The organism is Nostoc sp. DedQUE02 (assembly GCF_034531035.1).
GTDB lineage: Bacteria > Cyanobacteriota > Cyanobacteriia > Cyanobacteriales > Nostocaceae > Nostoc.
In genome coordinates, this window is the sequence record NZ_JAVRBY020000093.1 from 1 (window position 1) to 19,769 (window position 19,769).

Genomic DNA, 19,769 nt, shown 5'->3' on the forward strand with positions numbered 1-19,769 from the left:
TTTTTCTACCATAAATTGCTGTATTCTTTAAATTGTAAGCTTTTTAGCTTATTTCCTCGCCCCGTCAGGTTCTATAGGACTCATATTTGATTGCGTGAAAAAACTCAGTAGAACTAGGAAGCCTTCTTTCCCCTTGCAAGAGTGCCTATTACCTATTGCCCTGTCTACGCAAATCAGTATGGCTACACCACGCTGCGCGAACTATATGTGTTTTCTGTTTGAATTCTAGCCAGTTGTGGTGAAGCGATGACGCTTGCACTGTATCCACGTTAAGGTGGTGCGGAGAGTGTGCGCGTCAACAACTGGCCATTGGGTGGGATTTTGAGACGGGAATTTATCCCTTGTAGAATTTTCTCAATTTTCCTGTAACCCTGTTGATATCTCAATTAAAACTGCAATAGAAAAATTTTGGATGCCAAATTGCCGAAAGCACTCAACATAATTTGTAATTCGTAATTCGTAATTGACTTAACTACTAGTAATATTACTGGGGTTTTTAAATATTTACGCAAGCTAGTATACAGCATGATTGATGAGTGAATGCTGACATCTTTTCATTGTCTTAAAAGGGATGGACACCGATGACATCTGAAAGCAATCGCGAAAAAGAACTTGAACATCAAGAACGTATATAGTGTAAATATTATGAGCGATCAAGTAGTAACTGAGAGATTTATCCAAGATTTAGAGCGTGTTGCTCAAGTGCGATCAGAGATTTCTGTATGTTTGAGTAAACTAGCCCAAACAATTAATCAAGCTGAGTTGGCTGGAGACTCTTCATCAGGAAAACTCAGTTTAGAACGAGATATTGAAGATATTACAGTAGCTAGTAAAAACCTCCGTCAAGGTGTATTTCGCCTTTTGGTATTGGGCGATATGAAACGAGGGAAAAGCACGTTTCTCAATGCCTTAATTGGGGAAAACTTATTACCGAGCGATGTTAACCCTTGTACCGCAGTGTTAACAGTTTTACGTTATGGGCCAGAAAAGAAAGTTACCATTCATTTTAATGATGGAAAAAGCCCGCAGCAGCTAGATTTTCAGAACTTTAAATATAAATATACCATTGATCCGGCTGAAGCCAAAAAACTAGAGCAGGAGAAAAAACAAGCATTTCCCGATGTTGATTATGCAGTAGTTGAGTATCCCTTAACGCTACTAGAAAAGGGAATTGAAATTGTCGATAGTCCAGGATTAAATGATACAGAAGCGCGAAATGAATTATCTTTGGGTTATGTAAATAATTGCCATGCAATTTTGTTTGTGATGAGAGCTTCTCAACCTTGTACTTTGGGTGAGCGTCGCTACTTAGAAAATTATATCAAAGGTCGAGGATTAACAGTTTTCTTCTTAGTTAATGCTTGGGATCAGGTGCGGGAATCATTGATTGATCCTGATGATGTCGAAGAATTACAAGCATCTGAGAATAGATTGCGACAAGTATTTAACGCGAATTTAGCAGAATATTGTACTGTAGAAGGTCAGAATATTTATGACGAACGAGTATTTGAGCTTTCGTCAATTCAAGCACTCAGACGACGGTTGAAAAATCCCCAGGCTGATTTAGACGGGACTGGCTTTCCGAAGTTTATGGAAGCACTGAATACTTTTCTTACCAAAGAACGTGCGATCGCAGAACTCCGTCAAGTCAGAACCTTAGCAAGACTCGCCTGCAATCATATCGGCGAAGCAATTGCAAGACGCATACCATTACTTGATCAAGATGTAAATGAATTAAAAAAACGGATTGATTCAGTAGAACCAGAGTTTAACAAACTCACAGGTATTCGAGATGAATTTCAAAAGGAAATTATCAATACCAGAGACACTCAAGCAAGAACAATTTCTGAATCTTTTCGCAGCTACGTTTTAAATTTAGGTAATACCTTTGAAACCGATTTCTTACGCTATCAGCCGGAATTAGATTTGTTTGATTTTCTCAGTAGTGGTAAAAGAGAAGCATTTAACACCGCACTGCAAAAAGCCTTTGAGCAATATATCACTGATAAATCTGCTGCTTGGACATTAACTGCTGAAAAAGATATCAATGCAGCTTTTAAAGAACTTTCTCGCAGTGCTGCACAATATGGCGCGTCTTACAGTCAAGTTACAGATAAAATAACAGAAAAGCTGACTGGACAAGATGTAAAAGTACATACCACAGCTACTGCTGAAGATGATAAATCTCCCGGCTGGGCAAAATGGGCAATGGGATTGTTATCAATATCTAACGGAAATCTTGCTGGTTTGGCACTAGCTGGGGCGGGATTTGATTGGAAAAATATCTTGTTAAACTACTTCACTGTAATTGGTATTGGTGGGATAATTTCGGCAGTCACAGGTATTTTTCTTGGCCCCATCGGGTTTGCACTGCTAGGTTTAGGAGTAGGATTTTTGCAAGCAGATCAAGCGCGTAAAGAGTTAGTTAAAACAGCGAAAAAAGAGTTAGTTAAACACCTGCCCCAAGTCGCACATGAGCAATCTCAAGTTGTATACAATGCCGTCAAAGAGTGTTTTGACTCTTACGAAAGAGAAGTTAGTAAGCGGATTAACGATGATATTTTATCTCGGAAATCTGAATTAGATAATCTAGTCAAACAGAAACAAACCCGCGAAATAAATCGTGAAACTGAGTTCAAGCGTTTAAAAGAATTACAGGAAGACGTAATAGCTCAGTTACAAAAAATCGAGGCAGCGTATAGCAATTTATTAGCTTATTATAGTTGATAAATCTCATTACTCTCGTTCCCAGTTTTTAGCTGGGAATGCCTACAGGGAGGTGGAACCTCCCGTAACTATAAGAATGTGAGGTAATTGCATTACCAGGCAAAAACTGGGAACGAGGAATTATGCAACAACAGTATGAAGGTTATAAGGATTTAGAAGATTCTCTCAAATCTGCATCTACATTACTGAATTTAGAACGCAAATCACAACTGCATCAAGATATAATTACTATTTGCAATCATCTAGTTAATCCTAGCTTTCGGATTGCGGTATTTGGGCCTTTTAATCATGGCAAATCTACCTTATTAAATGCCATGCTAGGGAATCGCACCTTACCAATTGATTTAATTCCTACTACAGGCGCAGCGATTACTGTCAAGTATGGTTCTGATGTGCGAACTCGCATCATGTTGGTAGATGGTACAGAAATCTATCGCAGTGGCACAGAAGTTTTACAGAAGTTTGCTATTCTTGATGGCAATAGGCAGATGCGAAAAGATGTCGCATCGGTGGAAGTTTTTTGTCCGCATCCATTTTTGGAAACGGGTGTAGAATTTCTCGATTTACCGGGAACAAATGATCGGGATGAACAAGATAATTTAATCAGAGAACAACTATTAAGTGCAGATTTAGTTATCCAATTATTAGATGCACGTAAATTAATGACTTTAGGTGAGCGGGAAAACTTACGAGATTGGCTATTAGATCGCGGTATTAAAACAGTTATATTTGTTGCTAATTTTCTGAACTTACTCGAACCCGACGAGCAAAAACAAGTCCAAAATCGCCTCCTGTTTGTTGCAGAAAGCTTTCGAGCCGAATTACCTCCAGGTTTTAGTAATTTATATCGCGTTGATGCTTTACCTGCTTTAAGAGCCAGATTAAAAGGCGATGTTGCTGCTGCTAATAGTAGCGGTTTGGCGGCTTTTGAAACAGCTTTGCAAAATATTGTCGGGATTTTGCAACCGAATCATGGTAATGTGCGTTTGCCAAGAGTGGAGGCGATCGCTTCTCAAATCCAACACTTATTAAAAGCTAAAATTGACCCGATTGCTATTGAAATTAAATCTTTTGATGATAAACAAAATACTAAAACTGAAATTAAACAAAAAGCAGCCAACTTAATTTATAAAGGCTTTAATACTAGCTTGGGAGAGTTACGCGATTGGCTAGCATTACCCAACTTACTTACAAAATATCAAGCTGATGCGGCAGTTGCATTGGCAGAAAATAACTTTAAAGCTTGGCAAAGAAATATTCTGAAAAAAGACCTGAATCAAGTGCAATTGGCTGCGGTAAAATGGCTTTATCAAGCTTATGAATTTTTCCAAGAAGAACGGCCGCAAGATTTATTAATTCCCTTTCCTAGCGAACCACAAGTAATACTACCCTCAAAGCCAAGCAATAGCGATGATTTGAGTGAACCTGGTTCCATCGCTGTTGGTGGTGGTATTGGTTGGTTGTTAGGTGGGCCAGTTGGTGCTGCTGTTGTCGGGAGTATTTCTTATTTGTTAAACAAGAATATTCAAAAACAAGACGATAAATTAGCAAAGGAATCTTATCATCAGGAAGTCGCTAAACTTTGTATAACAGCAATTGAAGATTATTTATCGCACTTCAGCAGTCAAGGGTTAGCTATTTTGGCTGAATATGAGCAGAAAGCCGAAAAAGTAATTTGTTTTGAATTTAGTCAAGAACCGCAAGAAATTACTAATAAACGGGAAAATTTGCAACGGTTACAAAATGGTTTTAATCAGTTGTTGCAAGAGTTAGAAAAAGTCAAAATACTTTCAAATCATCAACCTTATAAAGAAATACCCAAATACAGCAACACCAATAGAAAATATTCGCCACAACCAAAGAGAGTTCAAACTTCTCCTGCAAAAGATAATAGTGTTAAGCAACAACAAGAAAATACAAATACTGCCAAGCATACTGAGACAAAGGTAAAATCTGTTTCACCACCACCGCCAAAAGCTTCTCCCTCTCCTCGGAAAGAAGATTTGGAGGCGAAATTTCGTGATTGGGAAATCAACGAGGAAATAGCGCGAATGAAAGCAGAGATGCAATCACCTGGTTCTCAAACTGGTAAACAACAAAATACAACTCAAAGCAACAAAGCACCCACTCAACCAAAAACCCAGACGGAAAAAGATCGGATTACTAGCGCCTACGGAATTTTAGGATTGCAAGCTTATGCTTCTCAGGCTGAGGTAAAGCAAGCTTATCGAACTTTAGTGAAAAAATGGCATCCAGATTTGTTTGTCAATCAGCCGCAAATGCTAAAACAAGCGCAAGAGAAAATGCACTTAGTTAATGAAGCTTACAGCATTTTGAATAAGAAATGAACAACCCCGACTTTTTGAGTAGTCTGGGTTCTTTAGATTCCATCCTAATTTTATTAGAATTAGGAATAGTCTTTGCAAAAATTTCAGCCTTGGTAAAATATTTTATGGCATCTCAAATAGACCTACATTTACCTAATGGAGTTTTACAACGCTTGCAAAATGTGAAAGATTTTGTAGGTGGAAGCGTTAACTCTCTAAGTAACTCAGCACAACAAGCTGGGGAGTCTTTGAATACAACAACTGATATAGCAATTGATAGAGTTACGAAAAATTTAGAACAAAGTTGGCAAACAGCAGAGCAATTTAAGAGTACAACATCGGGAGCGGTAAAAGGTGCGATCGCATCTTCTGCAAGTGATTGGCTAGCACAACACCCGATATTTTTTCGGTTAGTTCAAATAATAGGTTGGGCGAGTAATCACCCAATTATTAGTTTAGTAATTCTGCTGTTTGCACTTGCTCTCAGTTGGAGCATCATTAAAGCAATTGTCCGCTTGATTGAAACAGCTAGCTGGTCAATATTGCAAGTTCCTTTAAAATTGCTTCAGGCTTTGATTAAAGTTAGCTTTTTATCATTAGCTAAATTTGGAAGTTTTACTTTTCAACAAATCACAGGTGTTAAACAAGCTGATAACATACCAGTTTTACTTCCTGAAAATTTTCAACCAAATAAACAACAGCGATTAGCAGAAATTTCTAGTCGCTTAGAAGCAATTCAAAAGGAACAGAATGAGCTTTTACAAGAAGCAGCAGATTTAATTGCTTCTGACACTGTTGATATAGAAATCTCAAAAATTAAACAGCTAAAAAGCGCTGAATCACATCTTGGCTGAGTTCGGCTGTGGAACCGGAGGCGACAATACCACCTTTTTGCATGGCGTAATAATAATCAGCCTGACGGACAAAGTGTAAATGTTGCTCTACCAATAAAACCGAAATACCTGTGGTTTCGACGATGCGACGAACTGCCGCTTCGATTTCTAGAATGATTGAGGGTTGAATACCTTCAGTGGGTTCATCCAAGACGAGTAATTGAGGTTCTCCCATTAAAGCACGTGCGATCGCTAATTGTTGCTGCTGTCCTCCACTCAAATCACCACCCATCCGCGCAAGCATGGTTTTTAATACCGGGAATAAGCTAAAAACTTCTTCTGGAATTTCTGCTTTTTTAACTGGTTTCTTTCTCGCTTCCAACCCCAGCAGTAGATTTTCTTTGACTGTTAAACGGGGGATAATTTCTCGTCCTTGGGGAACATAACCAATTCCCAATTTCGCCCTTTGGTCTGGAGATTTAGAGTTAATTAATTCTTCAGCTAAGTTAATAGTACCGCTACGGGGTTTGAGTAAACCCATGATGGTTTTGAGTAGGGTGGTTTTACCTACACCATTGCGTCCGATTAGGCAGACCATTTGCCCGGATGGTACGCTTAAATCTACGTTGCGGAGAATGTGGCTTTCGCCGTAGTAAACATTGAGGTTAGAGATTTGTAGCATTAGTTCATGCAGAGGCGCACAGCCGCAGAGAGGAAGAATTGAGTTTTTATAGTTCTGTACAAGACGGAATTATTCAACAGTTTAGCGATGCTAGACGACCTTTGATACACAGGCGGCATCTCCCGCCTGTCTGTTGCAGCAGAGTGTTAGCCTGCTGAATGCAACAAACGAGTAAAACCTTCTTGCTCAAAGTGTTTATCAGTTGTTAATGCCTCCATAATTCCTTGCCTACGCATCAATACAAAGCTTACAGCATCACATAAGGAATAAGTTTTATCCTGTCTTGCTAATAATAAATCTATAGCTTCTCGATGTAGCGGCTCATCAACCCATACAATTTGAACGTTTGAATTGTTGATTAGTTCAAGGCTATATGACAGTACAATTGAACGGGAAAAGCCTCGAACTAATGCTAGAGCCACTAATTCTGCTAGAACATAGTTGTGCGTAAGCCGGGTTCTGCTTGTAGTAACAATCAGTTCAACTGCCCTTTGATGTTGTGGCTCATCTTTATGGAGAAAGCAGAGCAATCCTGATGTATCAAGAAGCATTATCTATATTCCAATGCTTAAAAGTCATTGGCATAAGCTTTTGCCAAGTCAGCATCAATGCTTTCATTGTCTATACCTGTGGCATAACCCAAGCTGATTGCACCTGCATAACTAAATAAGCGTTGATATGCTTCTTCTGACTGAACTTCTGGTTGTAGTTTAGTAACACTCAGAAGACGATGCTGCCCATCAACAACAGATATGACAATCAATTCTGCTACCGAAAGTCCGGCGGCATCAGCTTGCTGCTTCAAAGCTGCATAGACATCATCACTTAATTCCAGTGTTAGCAGTTGACTCATAGAAATAAACGATTTCAACTAAAACTAGGGCAATTATAGCTTTTCTCGATAAATATTAAGTCTGTAGCGATTACTCCCAAGTCTGTAGCGATTACTCCCAAGTCTGTAGCGATTACTCTTAAGTCTGTAGCGATTACTCTTAAGTCTGTAGCGATTACTCTGGTGTTTCTTACCTTTTGCCTCTTGCCTTCGTATATAGGACTCATATTTGATTTCTGAAAAAAATTCGGTATACCTTAATCTTCTGAAATCCTCTTGCAAGAGTGCCTTTTGCCTATTGCCTATCTACGCAAATAATTTCAGTAATCAAACCAGATTCCTATATGAGTAATTATCTACCGAGATATTACTGGTATAAGCTAAAAATTTCACGAGCAGAAATTGCGATTTATGCTGAACCGGAATCAGGTTTAATTGAGGCAAGCTAGCTCTAGAAGTATCTTAAAAGAGCAAATTTATGTCTCGTCAAAAACGTACATCCCGCGTTTTAGAAAAAGCTGAATTAAGAGCATCTGGGATGAAATCGATTGTTCCAAGCATTAAATTTGAAGAAGATTATACTTTAGAAAAACTGATTGAGTCAATCGAACAGTTACGTAACAAACTTGATGTTCATAATACCGCTCTGGCTATTGTTGACTCTTCTTTAACAGAAGTTGAAGAGATGGAAAAAAACTTGAAACAGCTTTCTGAAAAAATGTTAATGGTGGTTGCTATCAAGTACGGCAAAGACAGCGCTGAATATGAAATGGCGGGCGGTGTTCGCAATAGCGATCGCATCCGCAAAATGAGAGCAAGCCGCTTAAAAAATCTTGCAGAACAATCATTAGATCAGAATGGGAAACCTGCATAGAAAACCAGGTAATTTGACATTTGAGATTTGGGATTGAACAATCTAAAATCTCAAATGCTCCTCTACCTTTGGCTTCAGCAAGCTATAGATAGCCTGCAACTAAGCCAACGCCAGTTTAGCTAGGCGATCGCCATTCAAAATTGGTGTGCGCGCAGATTTTATTAAAATATTGAAGTTAACTAACTACGCTTGCACGATAAAGTCACTGGCAGCCAAAGTTGGTACATTAGAAAGAGTAGCAAATAGACCACCAGTACCGAAGGCGACCGCCGTACCATTTTGGTTGTAATACAAAGACCCATTGGTAGAATTGTAAACAATCTTAGCATTCAGCAATTCTCCAGTCAGTGGGATACCTAGAATATCAAGACTCGCAATTGCAAAATCACTGGCAGCCAAGCTATTACCTGAGGTAGAAGAGAGTGCGGTAAAGGTAGTCCTATCAAGTACAATCTTATCGCCTTGGGAGCGATTGAAGTCGCTGATGCTATCTTGACCGACATCAGCCCTAGCAAATGCAGCTTCTGTATCGTAAAGAAAACGGTCGGTCCCCGTACCACCAACAAGAACGTCATTGCCAGCGCCGCCGATAAGAACATCATTGCCAGCACCACCAGTGACGCGATCGCTGCCACTACGACCAATTAATCTGTCGTTGCCATTGCCACCATTGAGGGTATCATTGCCAGCACCACCGTCGATAGTATCACTACCATCATTGCCAACTAAACTATTGTTAAATTCATTACCTATAATTTGATCGTTAAAATTAGAGCCAGTCGCGTTTTCAATCACCACGCTGTTGGCAATGGTAAATCCTCCAAAAATGCCAGCAGCAAAAGAGACATAGCCACCAGCGCCTGCCCCGTCTTGAGCAGTATTCAGGGAGGCATCATTGAGATTGATATTTACACTCGATTGTGCGCTTATACCGCTAATTGTATCAACTCCACCAGCATCCCAAATACAGGAATAACTAGTACCAGATTGGTTGACACTAGGCAAGTAGTATGTATCATTACCAGTCTTGTAGCTATTATTTGGGCCGTAGAGATACTGAATGGCGGCAATATCAAACGCCATAGGCGTGCTTTGAAGACCGTAGCCTAGTCCATTTTTGTTACCATTCTGACTGTAAAACCCAGTATTGTAAGACATAGTGGTGTAAATGCCCTGGTTCAAGCCAAAGTTTCCTGTACTTCCAAAAGCTGAAGTAACCCCTGGGTAAATTGGCGAACCTCCTCCATTATCGTGAGGGTGAGCCAGCCCTAATCCATGTCCTAGTTCATGAACTGAAACGAGAAAGGCAAGGCTACCTGGAGTCCCAGCAACACTCCCACCCAGTCCTTCTCGATTAAAATAGCCTATTCCCTGGCCATTTTCTCCAGGAGGATTGAAATATCCCAACAAATCCCCACCTAACTGAGCATTATTCACGTTATACAAGCCCAGAGTAGCAGATGCATTATTATCTCCAGCATCTACAAATTGAATATTAGCAACTGCTGCCCAAGTGTTCAGAGCTTGTATTAAAGAATCTTTTCCCGCAGAAGTCCAGTTATTGGACGTTGTAGCGTAGTTATTGTAGGGATCGTCAAAACTTGCGGCTGTTGAATTCCAGAAAGAGTAATCAATCTTTGTTGGAGATGAACCTGAAGACGAATAATACTTCCCACCCCAGAGAATTCCATCAATGTAAACATTGTTTGTCAAAGGCTTTTGAGCAACAGGCAAAGTAGTAGCGCGAACCATAATTAATAGTTCCTAAATTTCAATTTTAATTAGTCATAAAAGAGGGAGAGGATGTTTTTTAAATACTGAATCACCAAGTAATTAAATAACTTCCTAGCAACCTAATATCAAGTTACAACACATCAGCAACATATTTAATAGCTTGTAAAAAATATCCTACTTTTCCTACCTTTCCTACTTTTCCTATCTTTAAGTGTTTATATTGAATATTCTTCTGTAACTTTGGAGGAAGAAAAACAATTGCAGGTTAGCGAACTACAGTTTTCACACTTATGTATAAGATGGAATTATTCAACACTTGGGCAAGAATAGATAACTTTATAATATTTATAGTGATAGTCTGGGTAGGGTAAGAAGGCAAAGCAAATGACCCAAAGGACGAAAACTCAAAAACTGCTGAGTTTTGAGGAGTATCTTAGCTATGACGATGGTACAGAGAGAATTTAGTCTTCCTGTTTTCCTAAATATACTTCAATAACACGGGAGTCATTTTGGACTTCTTCAAAATTACCTTCGCACAGCACCGAACCTTCATGTAACACTGTTACTTTCTTGGCAATTTGACGCACAAATTCCATATCATGTTCAATTACTAAAATTGAATGACTCTGCGCTAATGCTAAAAGTAGTTCGCCAATATTATATGTTTCTTCATCTGTTAAACCCGCAACTGGTTCATCAACAAGTAACAAATCAGGTGACTGTGCTACTAACATCCCAATTTCTAAACGTTGCTTTTCTCCATGAGAAAGTAAAGCGGCTTTGATATCTGCCTTCGGCGTTAAGCCGATGGTTTCTAATAATCCTTTAATATTATTTTTTTCAATAGCATTAGAACGTTCAAACAAAGTAGAAAAGACATTTTTCTTTTTATTACTAGTAATTTCTAGATTTTCGCGGGGCGTTAAATTTAGATAAATTCGGGGTGTTTGAAACTTACGTCCAATTCCCAATCGGGCAATTTTATATTCAGGTAAAGAACGTAGGTTTCTTCCTTTGAATAAAACTCGCCCTACAGTTGGTTGCACTTTCCCGGTAATTACATCCAGAAAAGTTGTCTTTCCTGCACCATTGGGGCCAATTACTACTCGTAATTCACCCACATCCATACTAAAGTTAAGCTGATTTAGCGCCTTAAAACCGTCAAAACTAACAGTTACATTTTCAGTTTCCAATATTTTCGCGTTCATGTTGCACTTCGGGGTCTTCTTCCAAGGTGGGATATGTCGCAATTTCTTGACGACGGTTGAAAAAGGAAATATTCTGACTACGCAACCATCCCACGATACCGTCAGGAAGGACTGTGACGACTATCAAAAATAGTGCGCCTTGGAAAAATAGCCAGATTTCAGCAAATTGTTCGCTTAAAAAAGTGCGGGCATAATTTACTAACAAAGTTCCCACAATCGCGCCAATTAAAGTAGCGCGTCCGCCTACAGCTACCCAAATCACCATTTCAATCGAAAAGGCAATATCCATTGCTCTAGGTGAGACAGAACCACTTTGAATCGTGTAAAATGCTCCTGCTATACCTGCGATCGCACCTGAAACTGCAAACACCAACACCTTAAAATCTGTAGGGTCATAGCCAGAAAATCTTACCCGACTTTCATCATCACGAATCGCTATTAACAACCTCCCAAAGCGTCCAGTTGTCAACCAGCGACAAATTCCGTAGGTAATTGCGAGAAAGACTACCGTTAGAATATAAAAAACAAACTGTGTTTTGGTATCGCTAACCGTTGCCCCAAACAAAGTTGTAAAATCTATGAGTCCGTTCGTCCCATTAAATAGTTTTTGTTGACCATTAAAGAAATTGAAAAATACAATAGTTCCCGCCTGAGTCAAGATAGAAAAATAAACTCCCTTGAGGCGATTCCGAAAAACCAAATATCCCAACAATCCCGCCAATAACCCAGGGATTAGTACTACCAAAGCTATTGTCAAAGGAAAAGAATAAAAAGGTTGCCAAAAAGCGGGAAGTTCTGTAACCCCATAAAGCCCCATGAAATCAGGTAATTCACCAGTAGGGACTTGCAGCTTCAGGTACATTGCGATCGCATAGCCACCCAAACCAAAGAAAATACCATGTCCCAAACTCAATAAACCAGTATACCCCCAAATCAAATCGATACCCAAAGCGGCGATCGCCAGCGACAAAAATCGTCCCAACAAATTCAGGCGAAATTCCGACAGCACCACTGGCATGATAATTATAAGGAAGAGTGCGATCGCGATCGCCACCCCCACCTCAATTAATAACCCTCCTCCCTTCTTCCTCATTCTCTGCGTCCTCTGCGTCTCTGCGGTTCGTTAAATATCAACAGTACGTCCCTTCTGCGGAAAAATTCCCCCAGGCTTCCACTGCAAAAACACAATAATCAGCGCAAACACCATCACCTTCGCCATACTCGTCGTCGCAAAAAAAGTAAACAAATCAGCCAAAGGCTTAACAGGACTCAACAACAAAGCTATAGTTCCAGAACCAATTAAAAAATTAGCCGTACCAATAGCCAAAGCAGCCACAATCGTCCCGGCTAAATTACCCACACCTCCAACAACAACAACCATAAAAGTATCAATAATATAGTTTTGTCCCGTATTTGGCCCTACAGAACCGAGTAAACTAATCGCACATCCAGCCACACCAGCTAAACCAGAACCCAGTGCAAAAGTAATTGCATCAACCTTTTGAGTTGGAATACCCAAACAAGCACTCATACTCCGGTTTTGCGTCACCGCCCTAATTCTTAAACCCCAGCTAGAACCTTGTAAAAATAAATAAATTCCTGCCACACAGATTATTGTTAAAACAATGATAAATAACCTGGCAAAAGGTAATTGTACACCACCTAAAGACATCCCCGCTTGTAACCAAGTCGGTGCAGTGACATCCACATTTTGAGCGCCAAACCAAGGTTGAGTCACAGCTAACTGATAAGATTGACTCAATAAATTGCCCATTGTAATTGTCACCCCTAGCGATAATAAAAAGATTGCCGTCACAATCCAATTACGAACCCTTCCGAAATCTGTGCGGGAATTTAAAATCCATAAACCTCCAAAAAACAATAGTGAAAATATAGCTATACTAATTATCAGTACCCAATTCACACTGCGAACGAACTGCTGAAAAATTAAACTTACTCCCCAAGTTGCTAGTAAAGTTTCTAATGGGCGGCCATAGAGATAACGAATCACGCCTCTTTCTAAAATTAGTCCTACAGCAGCCGTGAATATAAAAGCAATAATCAAAGCCAAAAATATATAGACTTCAAACCACACTCCGCCCAATTGTTTGCAGACATTTTGGACAACATAAGTTGTATAAGCGCCAAACATCATCAATTCACCATGCGCCATATTGATGACACCCATCAATCCAAATATAATAGCCAGTCCCAACGCGGCAATTAATAAAACAGCGCCAATACTAATACCATTAAATACCGCTTCTAAAAATCCTGCTAACACTTATTTCTCCTTATTTGTCATTGGTCATTTGTCATTTGTCCTTTGTTATTCACCAATGACTAATGACTAATGACTAATGACTAATTGAATTAAACTTTCTTGTACTTACCACCCTTAGCAGGGTCACTCCAATCACAAGCAAATCCCTTAGTTTCTTTCACAAATTGATTCCAAGGAACTGGCTCAACTGGCGCAGGAGTAGCATAAACAATATCAAACAAACCATCTAGCCTTACTTGACCAATTCGCACAATTTTAGATATGTGATGATTAGCATTCATTGTCACTTTACCTTCAGGTGCATCTATGGTTTGACCATAAGCCGCAGCACTTACCTTAGCTATGTCTGTAGTACCAGCTTTTTGTACTGCTTGCTTCCACAAATAAACTGCGATATACGCTGCTTCCATTGGGTCATTTGTTACCCGATTTTCACCATATTCTTTTTTGAAAGCTGCGACAAACTTTTTATTAGCTGGTGTGTCTACTGTTTGGAAGTAATTCCAAGCAGCATAGTGACCTTTGAGATACTCTACACCAATTGCTTTAACTTCTTCTTCGGCAATACTAACAGACATAGAAGGATATCTTTCTGGTGTCAATCCAGCACCTTTCAATTGTTTGAAGAAAGCAACATTGCTATCACCATTTAGAGTATTGTAAATTACACCTCCATTAGGCAAAGCTTGCTTAATTTTAGTGATAATTGGTGTAACTTCTGTGTTACCTAGAGGTAAATAATCTTCGCCAACTGTTTTACCACCTGAAGCTTCTAATTGAGCTTTAATAATTGTGTTAGCAGTCCGGGGAAAAACGTAGTCAGAGCCAACTAAGAAGAATTCTTTGCCCTTATTTTTTAACAGCCAATCAACAGATGGTTCGATTTGTTGATTTGGCGCAGCGCCAGTATAGAAAATATTTTTTGAACATTCTTGGCCTTCATATTGCACAGGATACCAGAGCATGTGATTTTTGCTCTCGAATACTGGCTTAACGTTCTTGCGGCTAGCAGAAGTCCAACAACCAAAAACTACAGCGACTTTATCTTGATCGATTAGCTTAGTTGCCTTTTCCCTAAAAGTATCCCAGTTAGAAGCACCATCTTCGGTAATCGCTTCAATTTGTTTACCTAAGACACCACCGGCAGCATTAATTTCTTTGATTGCTAATTTTTCAGCATCGACAACGCTTTTTTCACTAATAGCCATCGTACCACTCAGAGAGTGCAAAATGCCTATTTTAATGGTGTCACCAGTAGCGGCTGCTGCTGGTGAAGCAGTAGGTGCAACTGGACTCTCTGTAGCACTTGGGGAATTATTCGCGCAAGCCTTGAGAAAAAAGCTGCTTCCAAAAGTTAGCGAACCGTAGATTAAAAACTTGCGTCGGTTAAATTGTCTTCTCATATCTTTATGAATTTTCCTCTTGATGAATCAGCTAACTCATCGAAAGCTGACAATATCAATCTTTAAAGTGTGATATTAGTGCGATAGTTTACTAGGAAAAAGTGACGACTTATACAAAAAAGTTTGTTTTTGTAATAAAAAACAAACTTTTTAAAATTTATAGGACTAGCACTTTCCATCAAGGTAGGTTAATTTGTTATGCTCTTTAGTTGGGCTAAAATCTTAGCAGCTCAGACATGAGGTCGATTTTTGAGGTAGGTTCGTTTTAAGATTTACTCACTCTGGATCATTTTCTGTTTCGGTCAGATGCCCAATACCTCCACGACCCATCCCTGATGCCCTAGTCAAGATTGCATCTTATGGAAGTTCCTCAAATCTCAATATCCATAGGAGACTAAAGAAGGAAGATTGAAAAAGAATTCAGAAGCGATGCCCTGAGCTTGCCGAAGGGTCAGAATTCAGGAGTCAGAATGAAGACGTTCACGGACTCGCTTGCCGCCGGCGCTATCAGTGGGGGATTCAGACCCGCCACTGTCTTGTTGACCACTAAATCTTTGATTTAGTGGGGATCTTAAACTCCTGGATTCATCTACCAGCGATGCACTGAGCCTAGTCGAAGTGTCGCACAAAATTTATTCTGTTAGCGGTAGCGAGGCGTTTAGCCCATTTTGACTCACCTCGACTGCGCTCGGCGACCACCTGACTCCTGAATTCTGTTTCGATAAAACATATCTCATTGGTCTTGAAACAGCAAAGGCTGTAACTAGTTAAGGAGGATTTATGCGTGCAGTACTGATGGCGGGGGGTTCGGGAACGCGGCTTCGCCCGTTAACTTGCGATTTACCCAAACCGATGGTGCCGATTCTAAATCGACCAATTGCCGAACATATTATCAATCTTCTCAAAAGACATCAAATTACAGAAGTTATTGCGACATTGCATTATTTACCTGATGTCTTGCGGGACTATTTTCAAGATGGCAGCGATTTTGGTGTTCAAATGACTTATGCTGTCGAAGAAGATCAGCCTTTGGGTACAGCAGGCTGTGTAAAAAACATTGCTGAACTTCTTGATGAAACCTTTTTAGTCATTAGCGGTGATAGCATAACAGATTTTGACCTCACGGCTGCGATCGCATTTCACAAACAAAATAAGTCAAAAGCTACTTTGATTTTAACCAGAGTTCCCAACCCGATTGAGTTTGGAGTGGTGATTACCGATGAGGAAAGACGAATTCGGCGATTTTTAGAAAAACCCTCTAGTAGTGAAATTTTTTCCGATACCGTCAACACTGGCACTTACATTCTCGAACCAGAAGTTTTGGAATATCTGTCAGCCAACATTGAATCCGACTTTTCTAAAGACTTATTCCCCTTATTACTAGCAAAAGATGAGCCAATGTATGGTTACATCGCTCAAGGTTACTGGTGCGATGTTGGTCACTTAGATGCCTATCGTGAGGCTCAGTATGATGCCTTAGATCAAAAGGTAAATCTCGATTTTGCCTACAAAGAAATTTCCCATAAATTATGGGTAGGCCAAAATACTTACATCGACCAGACGGCTGTGATTGAAACTCCAGCAGTGATTGGTGATAATTGCCGCATCGGTGCAAGAGTACAAATTGAGGCAGGAACTGTAATTGGCGATAATGTCACTATTGGCGCTGATGCGAGTCTCAAACGCCCCATAGTCTGGAATGGGGCATTTGTTGGCGATGAAGCACATCTTTCTGCCTGTGTAATTTCCCGTGGCGCTCGTGTAGACCGCCGCGCCCATGTATTAGAGGCTGCTGTTGTAGGTTCGCTTTCTACGGTGGGAGAAGAAGCCCAAATTAGTCCAGGTGTGCGCGTTTGGCCCAGTAAAAAGATTGAGTCAGGGGCAGTTTTAAACATTAACTTGATTTGGGGAAATACCGCCCAGCGAAATTTATTTGGACAACGCGGTGTCCAAGGATTAGCTAATATCGACATTACCCCAGAATTCGCTGTGAAATTGGGATCTGCTTACGGTTCAACTTTGAAACCTGGTTCTAAGGTAACAGTTTCCCGTGACCAGCGTAATGTCTCTCGGATGGTGACGCGATCGCTCATTGCTGGTTTGATGTCAGTAGGTATTGATATTCAAAATCTCGATGCTACAGCTATCCCCATTGCCCGCACGGTTATACCCACAATGTCGGTAGCTGGTGGTATCCACGTCCGAGTACACCCCGATCGCCCTGACTACATTTTGATTGAATTCATGGATGCCAAGGGCATTAATATCACCAAAGCCTTGGAAAAGAAAATTGAAGGGGCTTATTTTAAAGAAGATATGCGGCGGGCGCTAATTCATGAAATTGGCGATGTATCTTATCCTAGCCAAGTCATGGATCGTTACTGCACTGCTTTTGAGAAACTATTGCATGTTCATACACTCCGCAACAGTCGCGCAAAAGTGGTGATTGACTATGTTTATGCCGTATCAGGGGCAGTTTTACCCCAAATGTTGGATAAATTTGGTGCTGATGCAGTAGTATTGAATGCCAGTGTCAATAAAACGGCGATGTCAATCACCGATCGCGAAGGATTGCTGACTCAGTTAGGTCATGTAGTGGAGGCATTAAAAGCTAACTTTGGTGTGCAAGTATCCGCTAATGGAGAACAGCTGATTTTAGTTGATGAATCCGGCTATCCAATTCGTGGGGAAACTTTAACTGCACTGATGGTAGACATGATTCTGACAGCTAACCCCAGAGGAACGGTAGTAGTGCCAGTTCATGCTTCTAGTGCCATTGAACAAGTCGCCCGTCGCCATGACGGCAGAGTGATTCGCACTAAAGCCAACCCGACAGCTTTAATGGAAGCTTGTCAGAAAAACTCGAATGTGGTATTGGGAGGTAGTGGAGATACTGGTTTTATTTTCCCGCAACTGCATCCGGGATTTGATTCCATGTTCTGCATTGCGAAGATAATTGAGATGTTGACTATACAGGAGCGATCGCTTGCTGCGGCGCGGTCAGAATTGCCCCGTGTAATTCACAAAAGTTATACAATCCGTTGTCCGTGGACAGCCAAGGGTGCTTTGATGCGTTACTTAGTGGAAACTCACCCAGCCCAAAACCTAGAACTCATCGATGGAGTAAAAATTTGTCAACCCTACGATGACAGTTGGTTGTTAGTTTTACCAGATGCCAGCGAACCACTGGTGCATTTGTATGCAAATAGCAACGATCGCGAATGGGTAGATGAGACTGTGAGAAACTACCGCACTCGTGTTCAGTCGTTTGTGGAAAGACAACAAGAATATCAACCAGCCGAAGTGTAATTCGTAATACTTCGGCTACGCTCAGTACAAGTTCGTAATTCGTAATTCGTAATTGAATTTTTTAATTACGAACTACGAATTATATTGACCACCCACCCAACTAGCAGAAGGAAACTAAGCTTTTATGTTTGCTTCTGTAGTTTACTTTTCCCCAAACCAAATTCTGAGTTGAAAATCCAAAACCCGAGTAGTATTGAAGTCCGTCCGCCTTTTCGGTTTGTTTCCTGAAATACTTTACAAAAATTTACTTAATCTAAATGATAAAAACTTTCAATAAGTCTGATAGGATATCTTCAGGCTTATTGAGATAGATATTCATTAAGCTGATAATATATCTCAGCAAGGCAAATAGGTATCGTGGCGATCGCAAATCCATATATTAGGCGAAAATATGTCGAAAAAAATCGGTCTGTTTTACGGTAGTCAACTAACAGACGAGCGAATTAAAACTTGGGTTACTCAATTGAAGACAGAATTTGGTTTGTAAAGATTTGAGGCACACGGCTAGCTGTGCGCCTTTATGGAAATTGATAATTTAGAAGTTATAGGTATTTATGTCTGATTCATTTGATGTTTTGTGGTTGAATGCCAGTCCTGTTTTGCAGCGTTTTGATCAACCATTACTTGAATACTTATCTGGGCATATAAACGTCGCCCAGTGGGAATATCAGCAAACCAAAGATGAAGCGAGTTCCATAGATCAAGCTGTGGATTTGCTGTATGAGTTTTTAGAATGGCGCGATCGCCCCGTGCATTTAGCCGGTCATGGGATGAGTGGTGCGATCGCCTTAACCTTTGCGCGGCGATTTCCGCAAAAAGTGCGATCGCTAACCTTGTTGGCTGTAGCAGCTCAACCTGCAAACAATTGGCAAGCTCACTATTACTTTCAACGACAGCTTTTTAGCATCAGCCGTGAGCTAGTTTTAGCAAGCACCGTTCGCAGTCTATTTGGAAATCAACCACCTCACACCACTAAAAAGTTAGTAGCTGCCTTAGATAAAGATTTAGAACAATCTCCCACGTCACATTCTTTATTTAAGTTGGTTTATTTACCCAAGGGCGGAGTTTCTATGCCAATGATGGTATGTGGTAGCAAGAGCGATCCGGTAGTCAACCCAACTGTATTGCATGACTGGTTGAATTGGTTGAAGCCAGAAGATAAACTCTGGGAATGCCCACAAGGATATCATTTTTTTCACTACTTCTATCCTCAACAGGTTGGTGAAGAGATTTTGAGTTTTTGGCAACGCCACCATCCGCATCTATGGGAAGCATCTGCACTATCTTTTAGCAGTTCTACAAATTAATAACTTTGAGAATGCGATCACACTTGTGAAATTTGGGGTGTAATGGGGTGCGATCGCCTTTAGTGTTGGCGCTGCGATCGCGAATTATTGATGGTTCAGCCTTTCAAGCTAGGTGTAATCATTCGCATAGGTGTTCTTGAAAATAAAGGCGATACCTCAAAGTCGTGTTGAAGTACTTCAAAGTCGTTTTGAGGTACTTCAAAGTCGTTTTGAGGTACTTCAAAGTCGTTTTGAGGTACTTCAAAGTCG

Annotated in this window: 15 protein-coding genes; 6 read left to right on the forward strand and 9 right to left on the reverse strand. The window is 40.3% G+C overall.

Features of this window, described 5'->3' with window-relative positions:
• The first annotated feature begins 645 nt into the window (after positions 1–645).
• The 3 genes from RMX98_RS33770 (at position 646) to RMX98_RS33780 (ending at position 5,908) form a co-directional block, all read left to right on the forward strand.
• Positions 646–2,727, forward strand: a complete 2,082-nt coding sequence (locus RMX98_RS33770; protein ID WP_322679633.1) for a dynamin family protein — start codon at positions 646–648, stop codon at positions 2,725–2,727.
• A 122-nt stretch (positions 2,728–2,849) separates the two neighbouring features.
• A complete protein-coding gene (locus RMX98_RS33775) occupies positions 2,850–5,075 on the forward strand; it encodes a dynamin family protein (protein WP_322679632.1) in 2,226 nt (741 codons plus the stop codon).
• 104 nt (positions 5,076–5,179) lie between these two features.
• A complete protein-coding gene (locus RMX98_RS33780) occupies positions 5,180–5,908 on the forward strand; it encodes a hypothetical protein (protein WP_322679634.1) in 729 nt (242 codons plus the stop codon).
• Here the strand turns inward: RMX98_RS33780 and urtE are convergent.
• The 4 genes from urtE to RMX98_RS33800 all read right to left on the reverse strand — a co-directional run bounded on the left by urtE (position 5,871) and on the right by RMX98_RS33800 (position 7,628).
• A complete protein-coding gene (gene urtE, locus RMX98_RS33785) occupies positions 5,871–6,569 on the reverse strand; it encodes an urea ABC transporter ATP-binding subunit UrtE (protein WP_322679631.1) in 699 nt (232 codons plus the stop codon). The genes RMX98_RS33780 and urtE overlap by 38 nt on opposite strands.
• 146 nt (positions 6,570–6,715) lie before the next feature.
• Positions 6,716–7,120, reverse strand: a complete 405-nt coding sequence (locus RMX98_RS33790; RefSeq protein ID WP_322679630.1) for a type II toxin-antitoxin system VapC family toxin — start codon at positions 7,118–7,120, stop codon at positions 6,716–6,718.
• Positions 7,121–7,137: 17 nt separating this feature from the next.
• Complete coding sequence (locus RMX98_RS33795; protein ID WP_322679629.1) at positions 7,138–7,422, reverse strand: hypothetical protein; 285 nt, start codon at positions 7,420–7,422, stop codon at positions 7,138–7,140.
• Between the two features lie 14 nt (positions 7,423–7,436).
• Entirely contained in the window at positions 7,437–7,628 is a 192-nt protein-coding gene (locus tag RMX98_RS33800; RefSeq protein ID WP_409882083.1) for a hypothetical protein, read from the reverse strand.
• Positions 7,629–7,879: 251 nt separating this feature from the next.
• Here RMX98_RS33800 and RMX98_RS33805 point away from each other — a divergent pair, with 251 nt between their 5' ends.
• Positions 7,880–8,275 carry a hypothetical protein gene (locus RMX98_RS33805; protein ID WP_322675741.1) on the forward strand — a complete coding sequence of 132 codons (396 nt, stop codon included), beginning with the start codon at positions 7,880–7,882 and terminating at the stop codon, positions 8,273–8,275.
• Positions 8,276–8,458: 183 nt separating this feature from the next.
• Here the strand turns inward: RMX98_RS33805 and RMX98_RS33810 are convergent, their stop codons facing one another.
• The 5 genes from RMX98_RS33810 to urtA form a co-directional block, all read right to left on the reverse strand.
• Positions 8,459–10,027 carry a M10 family metallopeptidase gene (locus tag RMX98_RS33810; RefSeq protein ID WP_322675742.1) on the reverse strand — a complete coding sequence of 523 codons (1,569 nt, stop codon included), beginning with the start codon at positions 10,025–10,027 and terminating at the stop codon, positions 8,459–8,461.
• A gap of 443 nt (positions 10,028–10,470) precedes the next feature.
• On the reverse strand, positions 10,471–11,217 hold the full coding sequence (gene urtD / locus RMX98_RS33815) for an urea ABC transporter ATP-binding protein UrtD (RefSeq protein WP_322675743.1): 747 nt from the start codon (positions 11,215–11,217) through the stop codon (positions 10,471–10,473).
• A complete protein-coding gene (gene urtC, locus RMX98_RS33820; protein WP_322675744.1) occupies positions 11,192–12,310 on the reverse strand; it encodes an urea ABC transporter permease subunit UrtC in 1,119 nt (372 codons plus the stop codon). Before urtC ends, urtD begins: the two co-directional genes overlap by 26 nt.
• Positions 12,311–12,340: 30 nt before the next feature.
• On the reverse strand, positions 12,341–13,501 hold the full coding sequence (locus RMX98_RS33825) for an ABC transporter permease subunit (protein WP_322675745.1): 1,161 nt from the start codon (positions 13,499–13,501) through the stop codon (positions 12,341–12,343).
• An 89-nt stretch (positions 13,502–13,590) separates the two neighbouring features.
• Positions 13,591–14,904: an urea ABC transporter substrate-binding protein gene (gene urtA / locus RMX98_RS33830; RefSeq protein ID WP_322675746.1), complete on the reverse strand. Its 1,314-nt coding sequence runs from the start codon at positions 14,902–14,904 to the stop codon at positions 13,591–13,593.
• 780 nt (positions 14,905–15,684) lie between these two features.
• On the opposite strand from urtA, the gene RMX98_RS33835 reads away from it, so the two are divergent.
• Together RMX98_RS33835 and RMX98_RS33840 are read left to right on the forward strand one after the other, a co-directional pair.
• Positions 15,685–18,213 (forward strand): mannose-1-phosphate guanyltransferase, encoded by a 2,529-nt coding sequence (locus RMX98_RS33835; RefSeq protein WP_322675747.1) that lies wholly within the window; start codon positions 15,685–15,687, stop codon positions 18,211–18,213.
• A gap of 554 nt (positions 18,214–18,767) precedes the next feature.
• The gene (locus RMX98_RS33840; RefSeq protein WP_322675748.1) at positions 18,768–19,520 is read left to right on the forward strand and encodes an alpha/beta fold hydrolase; all 753 of its coding nucleotides are present in this window, start codon (positions 18,768–18,770) and stop codon (positions 19,518–19,520) included.
• Positions 19,521–19,769: the final 249 nt, after the last annotated feature.